This is a genomic window from Acidaminobacter sp. (assembly GCF_030247605.1).
GTDB lineage: Bacteria > Bacillota > Clostridia > Peptostreptococcales > Acidaminobacteraceae > Acidaminobacter.
Genome location: NZ_JAOTSB010000020.1, coordinates 23,125 through 41,692, shown reverse-complemented (window position 1 = coordinate 41,692; position 18,568 = coordinate 23,125). Strand labels below are relative to the sequence as shown.

General features: G+C 49.5%; 22 protein-coding genes and 1 riboswitch. All 22 genes read left to right on the top strand.

Going from position 1 to position 18,568, the window contains the following annotated elements:
- The first annotated feature begins 61 nt into the window (after positions 1–61).
- Positions 62–802 (top strand): hypothetical protein, encoded by a 741-nt coding sequence (locus tag OEL90_RS10310; RefSeq protein WP_300688383.1) that lies wholly within the window; start codon positions 62–64, stop codon positions 800–802.
- A 27-nt stretch (positions 803–829) separates the two neighbouring features.
- Positions 830–1,414, top strand: a complete 585-nt coding sequence (gene sigZ / locus OEL90_RS10305) for an RNA polymerase sigma factor SigZ (RefSeq protein ID WP_300688381.1) — start codon at positions 830–832, stop codon at positions 1,412–1,414.
- A 96-nt stretch (positions 1,415–1,510) separates the two neighbouring features.
- Positions 1,511–2,302: an arsenite methyltransferase gene (gene arsM, locus OEL90_RS10300; RefSeq protein WP_291400061.1), complete on the top strand. Its 792-nt coding sequence runs from the start codon at positions 1,511–1,513 to the stop codon at positions 2,300–2,302.
- 292 nt (positions 2,303–2,594) lie between these two features.
- Positions 2,595–3,959 carry a DEAD/DEAH box helicase gene (locus OEL90_RS10295; RefSeq protein WP_300688378.1) on the top strand — a complete coding sequence of 455 codons (1,365 nt, stop codon included), beginning with the start codon at positions 2,595–2,597 and terminating at the stop codon, positions 3,957–3,959.
- Between the two features lie 102 nt (positions 3,960–4,061).
- Positions 4,062–4,168: riboswitch (TPP riboswitch) on the top strand.
- 54 nt (positions 4,169–4,222) lie between these two features.
- Positions 4,223–4,507: a thiamine-binding protein gene (locus tag OEL90_RS10290; RefSeq protein WP_300688376.1), complete on the top strand. Its 285-nt coding sequence runs from the start codon at positions 4,223–4,225 to the stop codon at positions 4,505–4,507.
- Entirely contained in the window at positions 4,482–5,246 is a 765-nt protein-coding gene (locus tag OEL90_RS10285; protein WP_300688373.1) for an ABC transporter permease, read from the top strand. The genes OEL90_RS10290 and OEL90_RS10285 overlap by 26 nt, the downstream gene beginning before the upstream one ends.
- A 78-nt stretch (positions 5,247–5,324) precedes the next feature.
- Entirely contained in the window at positions 5,325–6,359 is a 1,035-nt protein-coding gene (locus OEL90_RS10280; RefSeq protein ID WP_291400068.1) for an ABC transporter substrate-binding protein, read from the top strand.
- On the top strand, positions 6,337–7,086 hold the full coding sequence (locus tag OEL90_RS10275) for an ABC transporter ATP-binding protein (protein WP_300688369.1): 750 nt from the start codon (positions 6,337–6,339) through the stop codon (positions 7,084–7,086). Before OEL90_RS10280 ends, OEL90_RS10275 begins: the two co-directional genes overlap by 23 nt.
- A gap of 205 nt (positions 7,087–7,291) precedes the next feature.
- Positions 7,292–7,966 carry a class I SAM-dependent methyltransferase gene (locus OEL90_RS10270; RefSeq protein ID WP_291400072.1) on the top strand — a complete coding sequence of 225 codons (675 nt, stop codon included), beginning with the start codon at positions 7,292–7,294 and terminating at the stop codon, positions 7,964–7,966.
- The gene (locus tag OEL90_RS10265) at positions 7,936–8,202 is read left to right on the top strand and encodes a YkoF family thiamine/hydroxymethylpyrimidine-binding protein (protein ID WP_291400073.1); all 267 of its coding nucleotides are present in this window, start codon (positions 7,936–7,938) and stop codon (positions 8,200–8,202) included. Before OEL90_RS10270 ends, OEL90_RS10265 begins: the two co-directional genes overlap by 31 nt.
- Before the next feature lie 179 nt (positions 8,203–8,381).
- Positions 8,382–8,858, top strand: a complete 477-nt coding sequence (gene grdA, locus OEL90_RS10260; RefSeq protein ID WP_291400074.1) for a glycine/sarcosine/betaine reductase complex selenoprotein A — start codon at positions 8,382–8,384, stop codon at positions 8,856–8,858.
- Positions 8,859–9,238: 380 nt separating this feature from the next.
- On the top strand, positions 9,239–9,814 hold the full coding sequence (locus tag OEL90_RS10255) for a DUF937 domain-containing protein (protein ID WP_291400075.1): 576 nt from the start codon (positions 9,239–9,241) through the stop codon (positions 9,812–9,814).
- Between the two features lie 439 nt (positions 9,815–10,253).
- Entirely contained in the window at positions 10,254–10,400 is a 147-nt protein-coding gene (locus tag OEL90_RS10250; RefSeq protein WP_291400077.1) for a hypothetical protein, read from the top strand.
- 226 nt (positions 10,401–10,626) lie between these two features.
- The gene (locus OEL90_RS10245) at positions 10,627–11,106 is read left to right on the top strand and encodes a DUF1801 domain-containing protein (RefSeq protein ID WP_291400079.1); all 480 of its coding nucleotides are present in this window, start codon (positions 10,627–10,629) and stop codon (positions 11,104–11,106) included.
- Positions 11,107–11,140: 34 nt separating this feature from the next.
- The gene (locus tag OEL90_RS10240) at positions 11,141–11,311 is read left to right on the top strand and encodes a hypothetical protein (RefSeq protein ID WP_291400081.1); all 171 of its coding nucleotides are present in this window, start codon (positions 11,141–11,143) and stop codon (positions 11,309–11,311) included.
- A gap of 46 nt (positions 11,312–11,357) precedes the next feature.
- A complete protein-coding gene (locus OEL90_RS10235) occupies positions 11,358–13,421 on the top strand; it encodes an alpha-amylase family glycosyl hydrolase (RefSeq protein WP_291400083.1) in 2,064 nt (687 codons plus the stop codon).
- A gap of 51 nt (positions 13,422–13,472) precedes the next feature.
- Entirely contained in the window at positions 13,473–14,444 is a 972-nt protein-coding gene (locus tag OEL90_RS10230; protein ID WP_300688361.1) for a hypothetical protein, read from the top strand.
- 22 nt (positions 14,445–14,466) lie between these two features.
- Positions 14,467–14,757 (top strand): YdeI/OmpD-associated family protein, encoded by a 291-nt coding sequence (locus tag OEL90_RS10225; protein ID WP_291400088.1) that lies wholly within the window; start codon positions 14,467–14,469, stop codon positions 14,755–14,757.
- 204 nt (positions 14,758–14,961) lie between these two features.
- A complete protein-coding gene (locus OEL90_RS10220) occupies positions 14,962–15,324 on the top strand; it encodes a DUF2294 domain-containing protein (protein WP_291400089.1) in 363 nt (120 codons plus the stop codon).
- 139 nt (positions 15,325–15,463) lie between these two features.
- The gene (gene purK, locus OEL90_RS10215; protein WP_291400091.1) at positions 15,464–16,702 is read left to right on the top strand and encodes a 5-(carboxyamino)imidazole ribonucleotide synthase; all 1,239 of its coding nucleotides are present in this window, start codon (positions 15,464–15,466) and stop codon (positions 16,700–16,702) included.
- A 44-nt stretch (positions 16,703–16,746) separates the two neighbouring features.
- Positions 16,747–17,226, top strand: a complete 480-nt coding sequence (gene purE / locus OEL90_RS10210) for a 5-(carboxyamino)imidazole ribonucleotide mutase (RefSeq protein WP_300688389.1) — start codon at positions 16,747–16,749, stop codon at positions 17,224–17,226.
- Complete coding sequence (locus OEL90_RS10205) at positions 17,223–18,485, top strand: L-lactate MFS transporter (RefSeq protein ID WP_291400093.1); 1,263 nt, start codon at positions 17,223–17,225, stop codon at positions 18,483–18,485. Before purE ends, OEL90_RS10205 begins: the two co-directional genes overlap by 4 nt.
- The last annotated feature ends 83 nt before the right edge of the window (positions 18,486–18,568 follow it).

Here is an 18,568-nt window from a genome sequence, read left to right as displayed (position 1 = left end):
CTCGTCATTGAAGTCTGAAGCGTTAGGTCATTTAATTATATACAGAAGGGTGAATATAAAATTGTTAATTAAACTGCGTGACAACCTGTTCCTGACCATAATTCTCATAGTTGCGTCTGCAGCCGTTTATGGTGTTCAATACATAATTTTTCAAAGAGGAGACGAAACTCTGTTCTACCTGCTTCAGGATCTCGCTTTTGTCCCGGTTCAGGTTCTGGTTGTGACACTGGTGATCAATCGGTTTCTGAGTCTGTCCGAAAAGCGAAAGAAAATAAAAAAAGTCAACGTCATCATCAGCACCTTTTTCTCAGAAACCGGCACAACTTTGTTGTGTGAAATAGGAAAATTCAACCAGGAAAACAACGCCTTATGTGAGATGCTCAAAATTACGGATTTGAAAAAAGAGAAGTCTTTGTTCGGCGGCAAACGCACTCAAAAGGCTTACCCTTATGATTTTTATGCTGATCCGGCAAAACTTGGCGATCTGGCATTGGTCATGGAGGGTTATAAAGCGCCTCTCCTGAGTATGCTCGAAAACTCCAACCTGCTTGAGCACGATTCTTTTACGGATATGCTCTGGGCAGTCTTTCATGTGGCGGATGAATTGAAAATCCGTGGTCCTTTCGGTGAACTCGATCCAAGCGACATTGCGCACCTCTCCAACGACCTGCGTCGGGCCTATGAAGCCCTTGTGGCAGAATGGATCCAGTATATTCTATACTTGAAAACAGAATATCCTTTCCTCTACGTCGCCGCGATCCGTAAAAACCCCATGCAAGTCAGTGAAGAGGAAGCAGCATAATAATTAAGAAGGAGAGGGCGTGATGACATGGCGGGCACCTGCGTGACTTGTCTGTGGGAAAACTTTCATGAGCCGCTTGAAAAATTTATTGCGAGGCGCGTGGCCAATCCCCACGACGCGGAGGATTTGCTTCAAGAGGTTTTTGTTAAAATCAGTCTGAAGCTGGATACCTTGATGGATCAGGAAAAGATCCATGCCTGGATTTATCAGATTGCCCGGAATGTTATTGTTGACTATTACCGCAGCGGGAAGACCTTTGCTGAGCTTCCCGAGGATTTGGCAGAAGGCGTGGATGGGGTTTTGGGACCATCGGCAGAAGGAGAGACAGGGGCCGGCGGCAACGCCAATGCTGAAATGGCGGGCTGCCTGACGGGCATGGTCCAGCAGCTGCCTGAGAAGTACAGGGAGGCCATTCTGCTCACCGAATTCGAAAACCTGACGCAGAAGGCGCTGGCCGAGCGGCTGGGGCTGTCGGTGTCCGGCGCGAAGTCCAGGGTCCAGAGGGCCAGGAAATTGCTGAAGGACATGATGCTGGACTGCTGCAGGCTGGAATTTGACCGCTGTGGCAACATCATTGAGTTTCAGAAGTATCAGCCGGATAAAAAATGTTGAAAAAGACGCGGGATTTGCGTCTTTTTTTGCGTCCTTTTCTGCACTGCATCGTCTATAGGGGTGAGTGTCATTTAAGATTTAAGTGGAGGGTTTATTATGCAAAAGAAAGAAAAAGTCAGGGAACACATACAAAATAATTATGCCGCAGTGGCATTAAAGCAGGGTGCCGATGGTGGCTGCTGCAGCAGCGGATGCGGGTGTGGCACATCGACTGTAAGTTTTCTGGATGCTTCCGCGCTTATTGGATATTCGGCGGATGAGCTCAGCCAGGCTCCGGAAGGTGCCAATATGGCACTGGGTTGTGGAAATCCAACGGCCATTGCGGCACTGAAGCCCGGCGAGGTCGTCCTGGATCTCGGCAGTGGAGGCGGCTTTGACTGTTTCCTGGCGCAAGCCAAAGTGGGGGAAACCGGTTACGTCATCGGTGTCGACATGACACCGGACATGGTCAGGCTGGCGCGTAAAAACGCCTATGAGGCAGGCATTGACAATATGGATTTCAGATTGGGTGAGATTGAGCATCTGCCGGTTGCGGACGCGTCTGTGGACGTAATTATTTCCAACTGCGTCATCAACCTGTCGGTGGACAAGCAGCAGGTGTTTAAAGACGCTTATAGAGTGTTGAAGCCGGGCGGACGCATTGCGGCATCAGATGTGGTAGCCACGGCCGTGATCCCCGAGAGCATGCGTGAGGACCTGAGGCTGGTGGCCAGCTGTATAAGCGGCGCGGAGTATGTTGAGGATCTAAGGGTTATTATGGAGAAAGCTGGTTTCAAAGAGATCCGGCTGGTGCCTAAGGACAACAGCCGTGAGCTGATTTCCTCATGGGCGCCTGGACATAAGGCGGAGGATTTCGTGGCGTCTTATTTGATTGAAGCGGTGAAATAGTTGAATAGTTGATAAAAGGAAAAGGAAAAAATCGTTGCCGGTTTTTTCCTTTTCTTTTTATCGAATGTTACAGAAATATTACAAACCTCTGGCCCCGTTTTTGGTTTGGTGACAGGCACTCACTCAACTTTGGTGTCAGACACTCACTTGAAAGTTGTCCCCGTGGCTGATAGCCTATTGCCCCCAAATCAAAAATTGGACAGAATGGCTCGAATAACATACAATGTAGTTTGGACCTTTACCAAAAAATTCTATACCACAGGGCAAAGGCCATTACAAAGGAGTTTTTAGATTGAAGTTTAAGTCATTGGGCATCATGCCCGCCATTCTCAAAGCAATTAAAGAAGAACATTATGTTGAGCCTACGGAGATTCAGGACCAGGCAATTCCGCTGATCCTGACAGGGAGAGACGTTCTGGGCTGCGCTCAGACGGGGACAGGGAAAACCGCTGCCTTTGCGATCCCGACGCTCCAGAGGATCATTGAAATGAAGCAGGAAGGTCTTTCAAGCGCTTCATCCCAAACCGGGAAGAAGCATGACGGCATACAGTCGCTGATCCTGACGCCAACCCGCGAGCTGGCCATTCAGATCCGGGACAGCTTCCATGCTTATGGGCGTCACGTTCATTTGAAGACCGGTGTCATCTTTGGCGGGGTGCCTCAGGGGCCTCAGGAAAAGATGATTAAGGACGGACTTGATATTTTGGTCGCAACGCCCGGGCGTTTGAACGACCTCATAAACCAAGGCATTATCAAGCTCGACAAAGTCAAAATTCTGATTCTCGACGAAGCAGACCGCATGCTGGATATGGGCTTTATTCACGATGTCAAAAGGATAGTCGCGAAGGTGCCTTCTGAACGGCAGACACTTCTGTTTTCCGCGACCATGCCAAAGGAGATTTCCGCCTTGGCAGATGCCATGCTGAAGCACCCTGCCAAGGTATCGGTGACTCCAGAAGTCGTGACGGTGGAGGCGATCAGCCAGAGCGTTTACCTCGTCAACAAAGCCAACAAGCGAAAGCTGCTGATCCACCTGCTCAAGGATCCGGCACTGGAGTCTGTGCTGGTATTTACCAGAACCAAGCATGGCGCAGACCGCGTGGTGCGGGAGCTTGTAAAAGCGCACATTTCCTCCATGGCAATCCATGGTGACAAAAGTCAGAACAGTCGCCAAAACGCCCTGGAGAACTTCAGACAAGGCGCCATTCGGGTCCTGGTCGCGACGGATATCGCAGCCAGAGGGATCGATATTGACGAGCTGTCCTATGTCATCAACTTCGACCTTCCAAACGTTCCGGAGACCTATGTTCACCGGATTGGCAGAACAGGCCGGGCGGGCCTCAGCGGGATCGCCATGTCCTTCTGTGATGTGGAAGAGCTGCCGCTGCTGAAGGATATAGAAAAGACCATCGGCAAACGCATTCCTGAGATGAAAGAGCACCCGTTTCCTCTGGATGCCACGGTCAAGGACGACTTGTTCATAGAGCCTCGCCCTCAGCAACAAAAGCATCAGGGCAAGCAAGCCCAGCAGAGCAAGCAAACGCATCAGAGGACCAAGCAGGACAGCCGTCATGGCGTGCCAAGGGCCGCGGCTCAGGCAGAAGCGTCCTCTCCGGCGAACCGCATGCGAAACCGTAGAAGAAAGCCCACCGAATAAACCGGGACATAAGCCGATTGTCATCAAGTTGCTCTAACGCGATTGACAAATCAAATTTCAAGGCTTATGATGTTGGTGTTCAAACCAAACGACAACTGAAACGAAGATGTACGGGGGAGTCAGTAAACTGGCTGAGAGGGAACTGTGAGTTCCGACCCATATCACCTGCTCTGGATCATGCCAGCGAAGGGAGGAGACATAAGCTTACACCTATGAGACTCATCCTCCGGATGGGTCTTTTTTAATTCGAAGGGAGATGCAAAATGTTGACCAATGTCAGTCTGCAAGTCATTCCAAGCGTTCCGGAAAGCCAAATCTATCCTGTCGTGGACGCGGTTATCGAGTACATCCAAAGCACGGGCATCGTACACACCGTAGGCCCCATGGAGACGACCATGGAGGGCGACCTGGACGAGCTTCTCAAAATCGTCAAACGCGCCCAGGAAATCTGCGTCGAGCGGGGCGCGGAGCGCGTGTGCTCTGTCGTCAAGATCGATTACAAGCCCGGGGGCGTGACCATTGATGAAAAAGTCGGCAAATACCGGTAAGTGGCCGGCCGCTGTCTTCTTAGCTGTCTTGACGGCCCTTTGGGAGCTGTCCGTAAGATCGGGCTGGGTAGATGCCTACACCCTGCCGGCGCCGTCCAGCGTCATACGCGTGCTGTTTTCTGAGCTGCCGGGACTGCGCAGCCACATTTGGATCACGCTCCAGGAGGCGGGAATTGGGTTTCTGGCGGCCATTGGCTTTTCCATTGCCTTGGCGCTTCTGATGGATTTTGTGCCCATGGTCAAAAAGGGTCTGTACCCCATTCTCGTCCTGTCTCAGACGGTGCCCATCATTGTGCTGGCGCCCCTGTTCGGCATGTGGTTCGGGTTTGGCATGCTGCCCAAGATCGTCATTGTCATGCTGGTCTGCTTCTTCCCCATCATTGTCAGTCTCCTGGACGGCCTGGAAGCGGCGGACCAGGACGAGCTGCACCTGATCGAGGGCATGGGCGCTGGGCAGCTGCAGCAGTTTCGCTGGGTCAAGTTTCCCGGCGCCTTGGTCAACCTGTTTTCCGGCATTCGCATTGCGGCGACTTATTCCATCATGGGTGCGGTGATTGGCGAGTGGCTGGGGGGCACCGGCGGCCTGGGCGTCTACATGCTGCGGGTCAGGCACTCCTTCGCCCTGGACAAGATGTTCGCGGCTATTTTGATTGTCGTCGTGCTGAGCATTGCAGTGTTCAAGGGCATTGATCTGCTACAGAGAGTGCTGATGCCTTGGGCAGTCAGCAAAGAGAAGTAAAGGATAAAAGATTAAGCGGCCGATGGTCGTGTGATGTAACAAAATATAATGAAGAGACATTATTGGAGGTTAACGAACATGCAGAAGATGAAAAAACTCAGTATAGTCGCGCTTATGTTGATTTTGACGGCAACCCTGGCCCTCGCAGGCTGCCAGCCGAAGGAAGCCGTGGGGGCGGGGGATGGGACGCAGGAACCATCGGCAGAGCTTGAAAAGGTCACTGTAGTCCTGGATTGGGTACCAAACACGAACCACACGGGACTCTATGTGGCCCAGGACTTGGGCTTCTATGAAGAGGTCGGGCTTGATGTGGAGATCATCCAGCCGGCTGAAGGGGGCTCGGCGAGCCTGATCGCCGCGGGGCAGGGGGAGTTCGGAATCTCCTACCAGGAAGAGATCACCTATGCCAGAACGGCAGCAGAGCCGCTTCCGGTGAAAGCGATTGCAGCGATTATCCAGCACAACACCTCGGGCTTCGCGTCGCCGGTGGAGAAGGGGATCGTGACGCCTAAGGACTTCGAGGGCAAGAAGTATGGCGGCTGGGGCTCGCCGGCTGAAGTCGCGATGCTGAGCGGGCTGATGGCAAAGGAAGGCGCGGATTTTGACAAGCTGGAGATGGTGGACCTCGGCGCTCTCGATTTCTTCGCGGCGACGAAGAGTCATGTGGATTTCACGTGGATCTATTATGGCTGGGACGGCATTGCGGCGGAGGTCAACAATGTGCCGATCAACTTCATTTTGCTGCAGGATTTCGAGGAGAACCTCGATTTCTATACGCCGGTCATCATTGCCAAGGAAGAGCTATTGAGCGCGCGTCCTGAGCTGGCGGAGAAATTCCTGGCGGCGACGTCCAAGGGTTATGAGTTTGCTATGGAGAGTCCTGAAGAGGCGGTCAAGTCCCTGCTGAAGGCGGCGCCGGAAGTGGATGAGGCAATTGCGGTCGCCTCGCAGTTTTACCTGGCGGATCAGTATCAGGCGGAGGCGTCACAGTGGGGGATTATGGATCTTCAAATCTGGTCTAATTACTCCAAGTGGATGTTCGAGAATGGTCTGATTGAGTCAGAGCTTGAGGCTGAGGGGGCGTTCACCAATGACTTCCTCCCTAAAAAATAGACTGGAGCTCGTCGGCGTCAAGAAGACCTTTGAGGACACGTTTGCGGTCAGCGATGTGTCTCTGGTGCTAAGGGAAAGCGAGTTTGTGTCGATCATAGGGCCCTCAGGCTGCGGGAAGAGCACGCTGTTCAATATGATTTCGGGTTTGATTGTGGAGGACGAGGGCGAAATCCGAATCGATGGAGCCCCTGTCAAAGCCCGCAAAGGCCTCGTCAGCTACATGTACCAGAAGGATTTGCTGCTGTCATGGCTGAAGATCATTGACAATGTGGCCCTGCCTCTTCGAGTGAAAGGCGTTTCGAAGAAGGAGGCCAGGTCAGAGGTGGCGGATCTGTTTAAAACCTTTGGTCTGGAAGGCTTTGAGCATAAATACCCCCACCAGCTTTCGGGGGGGATGCGCCAGCGGGCGGCGCTCATGAGAACCTATGTCTATTCCAGGGATATCATGCTGCTGGATGAGCCCTTTGGCGGGCTGGACGCGCTGACGAAAGCGAAGATGCAGGACTGGCTGCTGGGTGTGAATGACGAACTGAAGGCCTCCATTTTGTTCATTACCCATGATATTGAAGAAGCCATATATCTGTCTGACCGGATTTATCTGATGTCCGACCGGCCCTCGACGATCAAGGAAGAGATCTGTGTGGATCTTCCAAGGCCGCGGTATAGGGAAATGATGGTCTCGGAGACCTTTATTCAATTGAAAAAGAAGTTGCTTCACAGCTTTTAGGGACGTTGGAGTGTTTTGGTGGGACATTAGCTGCAAATGGGTGTTAAGTGGGTGTCAGACACCGAGTTGCACTGAGTGTCTGACACCGAGTTGCACTGAGTGTCTGACACCAAGTTGCACTGAGTACCTGACACCAAGTTACACTCTGTACCGGAGCTTCACACAATTCTCAAACAATTTGCCAATGCATAAGGATGATTGAGTTATGACAATTTTTAATGAAGTCGCAACAGATTACGATCAGTGGTACGCTACCAAAATGGGGCGCTTTGTGGATGAAGTTGAAACTGCCTGTGCTTTCGAGCTTTTCATGCCGCAGCCAGATCAAAAGATCCTGGATGTTGGATGCGGCACTGGAAACTTCTCGATCAAACTGGCTGAAAAAGGCGCAATGGTCACAGGCATTGATGTCTCTGAGGAAATGCTGAGCATAGCAAGAAACAAAACCGGTGCGCTGCCCATCACTTACAAAAATATGGATTTATATAAGCTTGAGTTTGAGGACAATACCTTCGACGCCGTGTTTTCCATGGCAGCCTTTGAATTTGTCGAGTTCCCGGAGCGCGCACTAGGCGAACTTTTCCGGGTCCTTAAGCCGGGCGGCAAACTTATGGTGGGGACCATTCACTTGGACTCCTCCTGGGGCCGGCTTTACACCTCTGAGTATTTCCAAAAGGAAACCGTTTTCAAGCATGCAGTCTTTAAAACTTTGGAGGAAATGGCGGCCTACTATTCCGAGACACTGAAACAGATGAAAGAATGTCTATTTTTGCCGCCGGACACTCCGGAAGAGCATATCAGCCTGGAAAATGAGCTGAAATTCAGCGCCAACAGCAGAGGAGGATTCATATGTCTTCTATGGGAAAAGCCGCGGGTTTAGTGGGCGCGCAGGTGATCTTCACGCCTGTTCAAACCTCTGACGTCGAGGCAGCTGTAGAGAGCGCTTTGAAAGTGATCCATGAATTCCCGCTGTCCATTGAAACGAATGCCATGGCAACGTTGATCAGAGGTGATCTGGAGACCATTCTCGACATGGTCAGTGCCCTTTACAAGGCAATGGACAGCCAGGGTGTGTTCACACTGGATATAAGGCTCTCAAACACTTGCGGCATTTAGCATACCGGCGCCGACTTTCTGCGAAACAAAATAAATATACTAAAGTAATATGAAAAACCTTGAACATGTTTATAAAATAACTATAATTAAATTATCGGATAAAAGTTTCTGATCAAAAAGGATTGGGTATAAAAATTTTTAATCCATGATTAATGGAAAATTATGAAAGGATGGGATGAATGAGTATTTTAGCCAACAAAAAAGTGATCATCATTGGCGACCGTGACGGTGTTCCGGGCCAAGCGATCGAAGAATGCGTCAAAACGAATAGCGAAGCGACCGTCGTCTATTCCGCAACAGAGTGTTTCGTCTGAACGGCTGCAGGGGCCATGGATTTGGAGAATCAGAACAGGGTGAAATCTTTAGCGGATGAGTACGGACATGAGAATGTCGTAGTGATTTTCGGCGCAGCAGAAGCAGAATCAGCTGGTCTTGCAGCTGAGACCGTCACCAACGGTGACCCAACGTTTGCAGGCAGCCTTGCAGGCGTAGCACTTGGACTTTCTGTCTACCACGCGGTAGAGCCTGAGTTCAAGGCTGACGTAGACGCAGATGTCTACGAAGATCAGATCGGCATGATGGAAATGGTCCTCAACGTGGACGACATCGTTGCTGAGATGACAAACATGAGAACGTCTTACTGCAAATACCTCTAAAACTCGCGCCGATGGTTTAGAGGCACCAAACGCACCAAAGCAACACTTAGAAATACTAAAACCCTGATAATAACCCTGATGAATCCAAAATCCATGCTATACATGGTTCGGTCGAGCCATGAAACTATCAAGAACATATAAGAGGAAGCTGGTGTCCTGAAGCCGGCTTCCTCTTTTTTTATATAAGGAATGGAAGCTGGTGCGGCGGCGGATGTCTTCTTGCCCCGAAAGAAGAAACTGGGTGTCTGACACCTTGTTTCGACATGGCTCCGAAAGCAGAAACCGGGTGTCTGACACCCAGTTTCGAATGGAAATCTTGAGATACAAATTGAATGTAATGGGTAAACATAACCTATATAAACAAAAAGGAGGTACTTTGTATGAATCTCATGGACCTGATTTCCGGTCAGCTCAATAATCCGGCTGCCCTCAACAAGCTGGGGCAATCTGTTGGCGCTAACCCTGAGCAAGTCGAGCAGCTCGCTAAAATAGGCCTTCCGACCCTCATGAAAGCACTCGGCCAAAATGCCAGCACGCCTGAAGGCGCTTCCGCCCTCGCAAAAGCGCTTGAACAGCACGAAGAGGATGATGTGGACGACCTGGACGGTTTTCTTGGCAAAGTGGATCCAAACGATGGCGCTAAAATTCTTCAGCATGTTCTTGGAGGCAAGACACAGACGGTTCAAAATAATCTGGCCACTCAAACCGGCCTCAAAAGTGACCAAGTGTCCGGTCTTTTGACTCAACTAGCGCCACTTGTCCTTGGCGCACTTGGACAACAAAAGAAGAGCCAAAATCTTGATGCGTCCGGCATTTCAAATATGCTCAGCGGCGCAATGTCAGGCGGCGGCAATGACTTAATGGGGTTGGCGTCAAAAATACTGGATGCAGACAAAGACGGCGACATCATGGACGACATTGGGAATCTCATTGGCGGGTTCATGAAGAAAAGATAAAGAAGTTAAGTTTGAAGATCCCAATAGTCTAAAATCCCAACAAACTACATTATGTAAGAGACGCCTAAGCGTCAAACATGGACAGCTTGCGGATGGTGTGACCATCGGCAGGCTGTTTTTGTTTTGGATGGGGAAGGCGGGACAGGACAAGAGAAAGCAGGCAAATCAGTAGTTTGGATATTAACGAACTAATTTCAAACAGGGTAGCATAAATAAATTTTTTTATGATTATTTTTGCATTCCAAACCATGAGAAGTTCTGAAAAGACTGAAAATTCAGGCTTTTCAGAGAACGATCAATGATAGACACATTGGCTAATGTTGTTCACTAAATAACGATGCTTTATTTTAGTAGAAGTTATGGTTAAAATGAGTGTAACTTAAGAAAATAAATTTCGGGAGACGGCCAATGGCAATCCCTAAAGAAGGAGATGGATTGAATGGATAATTTGAGATGTGAAGAAAGAGTAAAAGAACTCGAGGAAATGCTCAAGGAAAAGGATCAGCAAATCCATAAGCTTAAAGAAGAAATGAGAGTCAAAGATGTGCAGTGTCATAGACTGGCTCACGAAGGTTCCGACTTCTAATTAGAAAACCTAACATAGTTCATCTGCAAACTCCTTATCCAATCTGATTGGAAAGGAGTTTTTTTATTCACAAAAGGCAGCTTAAAGAGTTCAGCTGTCAGAAAGCCTGTGCCCCCTCGGGCTTTAATGACAGCAAACGGTGATTTACCTTACAAAGTCTGCATAATCATCGCGATTGGGGTATATATGCTTTAGCTGGCTAATTGCTGGAGGAGGGGGGATTGACTTGGATTCCGAAATGCAGATAAAAGAAGCAAAAACGCCGCAGGAATACCTGGAGAACCTACCGGCATCACGTCGAGAGGCTGTAGAAAAACTGAGGACAGTGATTCTGGAAAATTTGCCCGATGGTTTCGAAGAAGTCATAAGCTACGGCATGCTCGGCTATGTCGTGCCGCACACGCTTTATCCTGCCGGTTACCACGTCAACCCCAAGGAACCGCTGCCATTCATCAATTTGGCTTCACAAAAGCAGCATATCGCATTCTACCATATGGGAATCTACGCTTTTCCGGATCTCCTGTTGTGGTTCGAAAAGGAATATGCCGCACGGGTAGTGAGTAAGCTCGATATGGGGAAAAGCTGCATAAGATTTAAAAAAATGGACGCAATCCCCTACGATCTGATTGCGGAGCTGTGCAGAAAAATTACCGTGGAGCAGTATATCAGTTTATATGAAGAGAGCAGAAAACCGCAGCGTCGTTAGGGCCGGAATTGAGAAAAACGAATGAGGTGGCGATATGGGAACAAAGAAAACCCGGGGTCTTGTCATGGCTTTAGTGGGATTTTCAATTCTGATTTACAACTCTATTGCCTATATAACCGGCATTTTTCACGGGCTTCCAGCCTTGACGATTTTTGGCCTGATTTCGGTGGCCGTTGGTTTGAAAATGTGGAGAAGCGACACGTAAGACTGCAGCATAAATGCGCGATAACTACACCTATGGAGGCGATTTTATGGAGAGCAAAGTCAAGAAAAAAGAGAATGCTGCCAATTCTACAACTGTGAATCCGGATCTCGGAATCTTCAAGCTTGATCCCTGGGTAAAACCCTATGAAGAAGATATTGCGCTCAGAATGCGGCGTTATGAAGGCGTTCGAAAATCCCTGCTTGGTGAGACAGGCACCTTTAAGGACTTTGCCAATGGTCACCACCACTTCGGTCTTCATCCTTTTGGCGATGGATGGGTATACCGCGAATGGGCCCCATCCGCCTTCGCGCTCTATTTGATGGGGGACTTCAACGGCTGGAACCGGGATTCACACCCTCTCGAGAATAAAGGTGACGGCACCTGGGAGATTTACTTGCCTGGACATGATGCGTTACAGCACGAATCCCGTGTCAAAGTCAGGGTAGTCGCCAGAAATGGAGACCGGGACCGCATTCCGCTCTACATACGAAAGGTCGTCCAGGACACGCGAACCCATGATTTCAGCGGTCAGATCTGGGCGCCTGAGGTGCCGTTTCACTGGACTGATGACGATTTTAAACTCGATCCGTCGAGATCACCGTTAATCTATGAAGCGCATATTGGCATGGCGCAGGAAAAAGAAACCATCGGCAGCTATAAGGAATTTGAAGAGGTGATCCTGCCACGAATCAAAGCTCAGGGCTATAACACTGTTCAGATCATGGCAATCATGGAGCATCCTTATTACGCTTCCTTTGGTTATCACGTCTCAAATTATTTCGCGCCGGCTTCCTGGTTCGGCAATCCCGAAGAACTCAAGAGCCTGATCAACAAGGCCCACAGCATGGGTATCGCCGTTTTGATGGACATGGTTCAGTCTCACACCATCAAGAATTTCGCAGAAGGCATCAATGAATTCGATGGCACCGCGACCCAGTTTTTCCACCATGGTGCCCGAGGCCATCACAATGCCTGGGACTCAAAGCTCTTTGATTATGGCAAGCACAATGTGATCCATTTTCTCCTTTCCAGCATCAAATATTGGCTGGAGGAGTTCCACTTTGACGGCTTCCGCTTTGACGGCGTGACCTCCATGCTCTATCATGATCACGGCCTTGGAACTGCCTTTAATGATTATGCCAAGTACTTCAGCCTGAATACCGACATAGACGCTGTGACTTACCTTCAATTCGCTAATGAGCTGATCAAGGAACTGCGGCCGGATGCGATTTCTATTGCTGAGGACATGAGCGGCATGCCGGGGATGTGTCTGCCAATCCAGGACGGCGGAATAGGCTTTGACTACCGTCTGGCCATGGGGATGCCCGATTTCTGGGTCAAAACCTTGATGAAAAAAGATGAAGACTGGAGCGTCGGCCAGCTATGGTATGAGCTGAGCACCAGCCGGCCAGGCGAGAAGCGCATTGGGTATGTCGAATCCCATGATCAGGCTCTCGTTGGCGACAAGACGCTGATCTTCAGGATGGCGGACAAAGATATGTATTGGCACATGAATAAGAAGAGCCCAAGTCTGGTCATAGAACGCGCAGTGGCGCTGCACAAGATGATCCGCCTGATCACCATTTCCATGGGCAGCGAAGGGTACTTGAATTTCATGGGCAACGAATTTGGCCATCCGGAGTGGATTGACTTCCCACGCGAAGGGAATAACTGGAGCTTCAAGCACTGCCGACGTCTCTGGAGCCTTGCGGATAATCCATTCCTGAGATATGAGGATCTAAAGCATTTTGATATCGCCATGATCCACTTGATGCGTGACAACGCGCTTATGGGCGGCGGCGTTCCGCAGCCGCTGTGGATCGATCAGAAGAAGAAAATTGTAGCATACAAGAAAAAGGATTATATTTTTATTTTCAATTTCCATTCATCAGATCCGCAGGTTGAGTTTGAGCTGCCAATTCATGAGGCGGGTAATTACAAAGTGATCATGGATACGGATGAAGCCAGGTTTGGCGGCCATTCGCGCATTTCCCATGACGTGATTTATGAGGTCAAAACATTGCCGGGGCTGAAGCAGCAGACCGGCATTCAGATCTACCTTCCAAATCGCACTGCTATGGTGCTCAAGAAAGTGACGCTGCAGGATTAGAGTGTTTTTAAGGTTGGGGTCAGTCATTGTAATACTAGCGAGGTGGAGATCATGGAGATTTGGCCGGCGTTGATCAATGCACCGGAGCCTTGGGTCCGGTACAGGGTACTCACAGAGTTATATGACTATGACGAGACCCATGAAGCGGTTGCTGCCGCCAGATCCGCCATGATTGCCCACCCGCTGGTCCAAGCACTGATTCTTGAACTGCAGTCCTGGCCGGGGGTCGTCCTGAGCAGCCACAAAAGCGCCAGCCAGCACTATCACAAGCTCGCCTTTCTGGCGGATCTGGGTCTGACCCGGGATGATCCCGGAATCCCTGCAATACTCGACCGTGTGCTCAGCCATTTAACAGAGGAAGGCTTAGTGACTCTGCCGATGGTCATCTCAACACACTACGGCGGCAGCGGCCAGGAAACCTGGGGGTGGGCACTGTGTGACGCGCCAACCAGCCTTTATGCCTTAGCCAAAATGGGATACAAGGAAGATCCTCGAATCCTCAAAGGCCGTGATTATCTCGTGAGTCTGGCAAGAGACAATGGCTGGCCGTGCACAGTCTCAAAAGAACTGGGAACTTTCAGGGGCCCTGGCAGAAAAGAGGATCCATGTCCTTATGTGAACCTGATCATCTTGAAATGTCTGGCGCTGTATGACGATACCTCTTGTCGTGAAGCGGCAAGGACAGGGATTGAGACACTCCTTGACCTGTGGGAGAACAGCAGAACAAAACATCCTTATATCTTTTACATGGGCTCAGACTTCAGGAAGTTGAAGCTGCCCTTCATCTGGTATGACATTCTGCATGTCCTGGAGGTGTTGTCTCAGTTTGAGGTGGCGGTTAGAGATGAGCGGTTTGCTGAGATGCTGTCCATAGTCCTGGATAGAGCCGGCGGAGAAGGGTTTTATACGCCGGAATCTGTCTGGCAGCCTTGGAAAGGCTGGGACTTTGGACAAAAGATAAAGCCTTCTTTATGGATGACCTTTGTCATTCAAAGGATCCTGAAGCGGGTGGTCAAAGATTAATCGCGACAGGGTAAGTAATCTTATGGAGCAGGGCAGAATGACCGAAGCCGGGATGGAGAGCGTGCGCGCCGCTAAGGATAGCGGGTGGTGGGACTTAGCCTACTCTTCCAAAGAAAAGCCGGAGTGTCCTGCTGACTTAAGACTTGAGCTGGCTTCTCAGCCGGGAGCGCTGGAGACGTTTGAGTCATGGCGCAACACGGAGCAGTCCAGATGGATTATTTGGGTCAACCTCTCAAAGAGTCTAGAGACGAGAGAAAAACGCATTCGAGTAGTCGTTGAAGAGGCTAGTCGGAAGGAAAAACAGGAAGACTAGTGCGCTTGAAGCCAAATCAACGCAAAAAGCGGACAAAAAAACGAAAATGAAAATTATTGTTCGACATTTGCGGATTTTTATTCATTATAGTGTTGATTTTTATGTGGAATATGTGTTACAATGTGAAAAATCATTGAGAATGGTTTGCAGCGTGTGAAACCCTTGAGACCTGCCAACAGAATTATGAAGAGGTATAACATTAGAATGACAAAGGGACAATTGGAAGCAAAAATTAGTGAAATCATAAGCAAGTTTGAGATTGAGCACATGGGCAGAGGTCCTGAGAAAATTCGGACCATTATATTCCAGGATTTGATCATCGTTAGAATTAAGGGATTTCTTAGCAAAGCGGAGACCAATCTCGCGACGAGCAAGGATGGCGTAGAACTGATTAAAAAAGTGAGGATGGCGCTGTTTGAAAGCTCAAGAGAGAACCTGGAGGAAGCCATTAAAGCGCTCATTGAGGTCAATGTGATCAGTACTTATTCAGATGTGAGCACTAAGACCGGTGAAAAGCTCATTGGCATTGTAGTGGATCGCGATCTGGAAGAGCTTATTTCTAAATAGCAGATCAAATTAAATTTCTAAAAAGTTGGAAGACACGTTAAAAGGTCATAGACCAGTTGACAGGTAAGCCAGCAACGAAAATTCCGTTTAATTCGGAGCTTTTGTTGTTGGCTTTTTTTGTATGCTTGGAGGTTGAGGAGTGAAGATACATCAGATGTCAGAATCGAAACAAGTTGTTCAAGAGGTGAACCAAAATAGGATTAGAAGGCTGCACCCGCCAGGAAAAATTGGCATTATTGGCGGAGGGCAGCTTGGGCGGATGCTAGCAGTCGTGGCGAAGCGTATGGGTTATAGTGTCACCGTGCTGGATCCAAAGCCGGATTCACCGGCGGGTCAGATTGCAGATTATCAAATCGTGGCGGCCTATTCAGATGGTGACGCGCTGCGCAGTCTCTCCCGCAAAGTGGATGTGATTACTTTCGAGTTTGAGCACATTGATCTTGCCGAGCTGACTAAGCTTGAGGCGGAGGGTGCGTGCGTGCTGCCATCGGCTAAAAGCCTTGGGCTCATACAGGACAAGTATGTACAGAAGAGTTTTCTGAAGCAGCATGACATTCAGGTGCCGCCGTTTCTCAGGATAGAGTCCCTGGAAGCGCTAAAGGCAGCGTTTTTAGAGTTTGGCTCCAGGATGGTCCTGAAGAGTTGCAGGGATGGCTACGACGGCAAAGGGACACAAATTGTTAAGTCGCAGGATCAGCTTGAGGCGGCCTGGAAGGCTTTTGAGGGCGAAGAGATCATGGCGGAAAGTTATGTGGACTACATCAAAGAAGTCTCCATCCTAGCCGCGAGAGGGTCTGATGGCGTCATGCTCTATCCCATATCGGAAAATGTGCACAGGGATGGCATTTTAATTCATTCAAGTGTTCCTGCCAGGTTGCCCAAGAAAACTGAGTTAGAGATCCAGCGCATCACAACGAAGATCATCGAGGCTATTGGCGATTATGGTATCTTTTGCGTTGAGTATTTTGTGGATGAGAATTATAACATTTTGGTGAATGAAATTGCACCGCGTCCTCATAATTCCGGACATTACAGCATTGAGGCCTGTGTTACCTCCCAGTTTGAACAGCTGCTCAGGGTGATCACAGGGATGCCGCTGGGGTCGAGTACGCTGCTGGCTCCTTGTGTCATGTGGAATCTGCTGGGGCCGGACGAGGGCACAGGCGAATATAAGCTCAGGGGCACGGAGTATCTGATGGAAGAGGAAGCCTGCTATTTGCATTTGTATGGAAAAAAGGACACAGGTCCTCTGCGTAAGCTTGGCCATGTAACTGTGCTGGGGGAAAGTGTCGAAGCCGCGCGTTCAAAGGCTGAGTCTGTCATGAAATCGATTTCTATTGAAGTATCAGATGAAGGATTGGAGAGGGTGAGAGCGTGAATAATAATGTGAAGGATAGTGGCAAGCCGCTCGTCGGGATCATTATGGGGAGTGAGTCAGACTTTCCGGTGATGAGGCTTGCGGCCTCAGAATTGAAATCTCTGGGGATTCCCTTTGAGATTAAGGTGGTTTCTGCGCACCGCACGCCGGAACGGATGGTGGAATACGCAAAGTCAGCGGCCAGGCGGGGGCTTGAAATCGTGATTGCTGGCGCTGGTGGCGCTGCGCACCTTCCGGGCATGGTCTCGTCTTTAACGACACTTCCGGTCATTGGTGTTCCGATACAGCTCAAAACATTGGAAGGCTTGGATGCGCTGCTGTCAATTGTCCAGATGCCCGCAGGAGTTCCGGTTGCGACGGTAGGAATCAATAATGCGAAAAATGCGGGGATCCTGGCAGCCAGAATGCTGAGTATCAAATATCCATGGATCCGGGCGTGTTTGGAGAAGCGAATAGACCAAATCAGGGATCAGGTCGTTTATGATCTGGAGGATAAATTCTACGAAAGTGAGGTCATGACATGATTCAGAATGCAGCTTTTTCCGGGACAGGTCGACAGACTTTCCGCTGGTTATATGTCCTGACAGGCAATCTTCTGATGATGTGCCTTGGAACGGTCTATGCCTGGAGTGTCTTTAGGATTCCTGTTGAACAGACCTTTGGCATTGGGACGACTTTGAGCGGATTGCCTTATATGGTGTCGCTGGCTTTTTATGCATTGTTTATGCTGATCTCCGGAAAGTATTTGAGCCGCTTCAGCCCTCGGCTTGTCATAACAGTTGGTGCGCTGCTCATAAGTGCCGGTTGGATTGGGTCTGCTTATGCGTCCAATATCTATGTGCTGACACTAACTTATGGCGTTGTCATTGGCGCAGGGGTAGGTATTGCTTACGGTGTACCTATGGCAGTAGTGGCGAAGTGGTTCCCGGATAAAAAGGGGCTTGCGGTTGGATTGGTTCTTGTGGGGTTTGGATTGTCGCCCCTCGTAACTGCGCCTCTTGCAAGGCAGCTGATCGAGATTTATGGGGGGATGCAGACGTTTAAAGTCCTGGGTGCTGCTTTTGGTGTGATTATCCCCTTATTGGCTCTTTTTCTGTCATATCCTCCTGAGCATTGGAGTCCGGATCAAAAAACTAATCAGGGTCAGCGCTTAAGATCCAAGGCAGACACAACCCAGGGAACGCGTCATGAGCGACAGATGGAATATCCATCCGCAGTAATGATAAAGACGAAGTCATTCAAAATCCTGTATGCTGCTTTTTTGATAGGTACAATGATTGGCTTGATGCTCATAGGGATGACCGGAAAAGTTGCAGTTGAATGGGTAGGCCTCTCCCAGGGCGGTGCGGCACTTTTAATGTCCTTCTTCGCTGTGTTTAATGGCATTGGCAGACCCGCTTTTGGGTGGCTGACCGACCGCTTCTCCTTCAGAAGCGCTGCATTGTTCTCTTTTCTGTCCATTATGATGGCATCTTTATTAATGATTATTTCGAAAGGTTTAAGTCCGATTGCCTTTGGTTTGGCGTTCTCAATTTTCTGGTTTAACCTGGGCGGCTGGTTGGCTATTGCGCCTGCGTCTACCTTGTCCCTGTTTGGAACGCTCCATTACAGCCAAAACTATGGTGTAGTATTTACGGCCTATGGTATAGGCGCAGTGGTTGGCGTCATTAGTTCAGGTCTTTTGGTAGATTGGTTCGGAGGCTATCATACGATCTTCTATCTGGTGTTCGCTCTTGCAATGATTGGAAGTCTTGCGGTGAAGCTAGTGTCCAGCAAACTCTAAACCTGGTTTTAAAGTTTTCAGGACACTTATGAGCGGATGACGTTAATTTTGAAGAGGAAATATTTACAATAAAGCGCTGTCAA

Excerpts from the sequence above, each read along its gene's own strand:
- OEL90_RS10205 (WP_291400093.1), top strand. The coding sequence starts at position 17,223 with ATGATTCAGAATGCAGCTTTTTCCGGGACAGGTCGACAGACTTTCCGC.
- OEL90_RS10280 (WP_291400068.1), top strand. The coding sequence starts at position 5,325 with ATGCAGAAGATGAAAAAACTCAGTATAGTCGCGCTTATGTTGATTTTG.
- purE (WP_300688389.1), top strand. The coding sequence starts at position 16,747 with ATGGGGAGTGAGTCAGACTTTCCGGTGATGAGGCTTGCGGCCTCAGAA.
- OEL90_RS10285 (WP_300688373.1), top strand. The coding sequence starts at position 4,482 with ATGAAAAAGTCGGCAAATACCGGTAAGTGGCCGGCCGCTGTCTTCTTA.
- OEL90_RS10255 (WP_291400075.1), top strand. The coding sequence starts at position 9,239 with ATGAATCTCATGGACCTGATTTCCGGTCAGCTCAATAATCCGGCTGCC.
- OEL90_RS10290 (WP_300688376.1), top strand. The coding sequence starts at position 4,223 with ATGTTGACCAATGTCAGTCTGCAAGTCATTCCAAGCGTTCCGGAAAGC.
- OEL90_RS10225 (WP_291400088.1), top strand. The coding sequence starts at position 14,467 with ATGGAGCAGGGCAGAATGACCGAAGCCGGGATGGAGAGCGTGCGCGCC.
- arsM (WP_291400061.1), top strand. The coding sequence starts at position 1,511 with ATGCAAAAGAAAGAAAAAGTCAGGGAACACATACAAAATAATTATGCC.
- OEL90_RS10220 (WP_291400089.1), top strand. The coding sequence starts at position 14,962 with ATGACAAAGGGACAATTGGAAGCAAAAATTAGTGAAATCATAAGCAAG.
- OEL90_RS10240 (WP_291400081.1), top strand. The coding sequence starts at position 11,141 with ATGGGAACAAAGAAAACCCGGGGTCTTGTCATGGCTTTAGTGGGATTT.
- OEL90_RS10250 (WP_291400077.1), top strand. The coding sequence starts at position 10,254 with ATGGATAATTTGAGATGTGAAGAAAGAGTAAAAGAACTCGAGGAAATG.
- sigZ (WP_300688381.1), top strand. The coding sequence starts at position 830 with ATGGCGGGCACCTGCGTGACTTGTCTGTGGGAAAACTTTCATGAGCCG.
- OEL90_RS10230 (WP_300688361.1), top strand. The coding sequence starts at position 13,473 with ATGGAGATTTGGCCGGCGTTGATCAATGCACCGGAGCCTTGGGTCCGG.
- OEL90_RS10235 (WP_291400083.1), top strand. The coding sequence starts at position 11,358 with ATGGAGAGCAAAGTCAAGAAAAAAGAGAATGCTGCCAATTCTACAACT.
- OEL90_RS10265 (WP_291400073.1), top strand. The coding sequence starts at position 7,936 with ATGTCTTCTATGGGAAAAGCCGCGGGTTTAGTGGGCGCGCAGGTGATC.
- OEL90_RS10270 (WP_291400072.1), top strand. The coding sequence starts at position 7,292 with ATGACAATTTTTAATGAAGTCGCAACAGATTACGATCAGTGGTACGCT.
- OEL90_RS10275 (WP_300688369.1), top strand. The coding sequence starts at position 6,337 with ATGACTTCCTCCCTAAAAAATAGACTGGAGCTCGTCGGCGTCAAGAAG.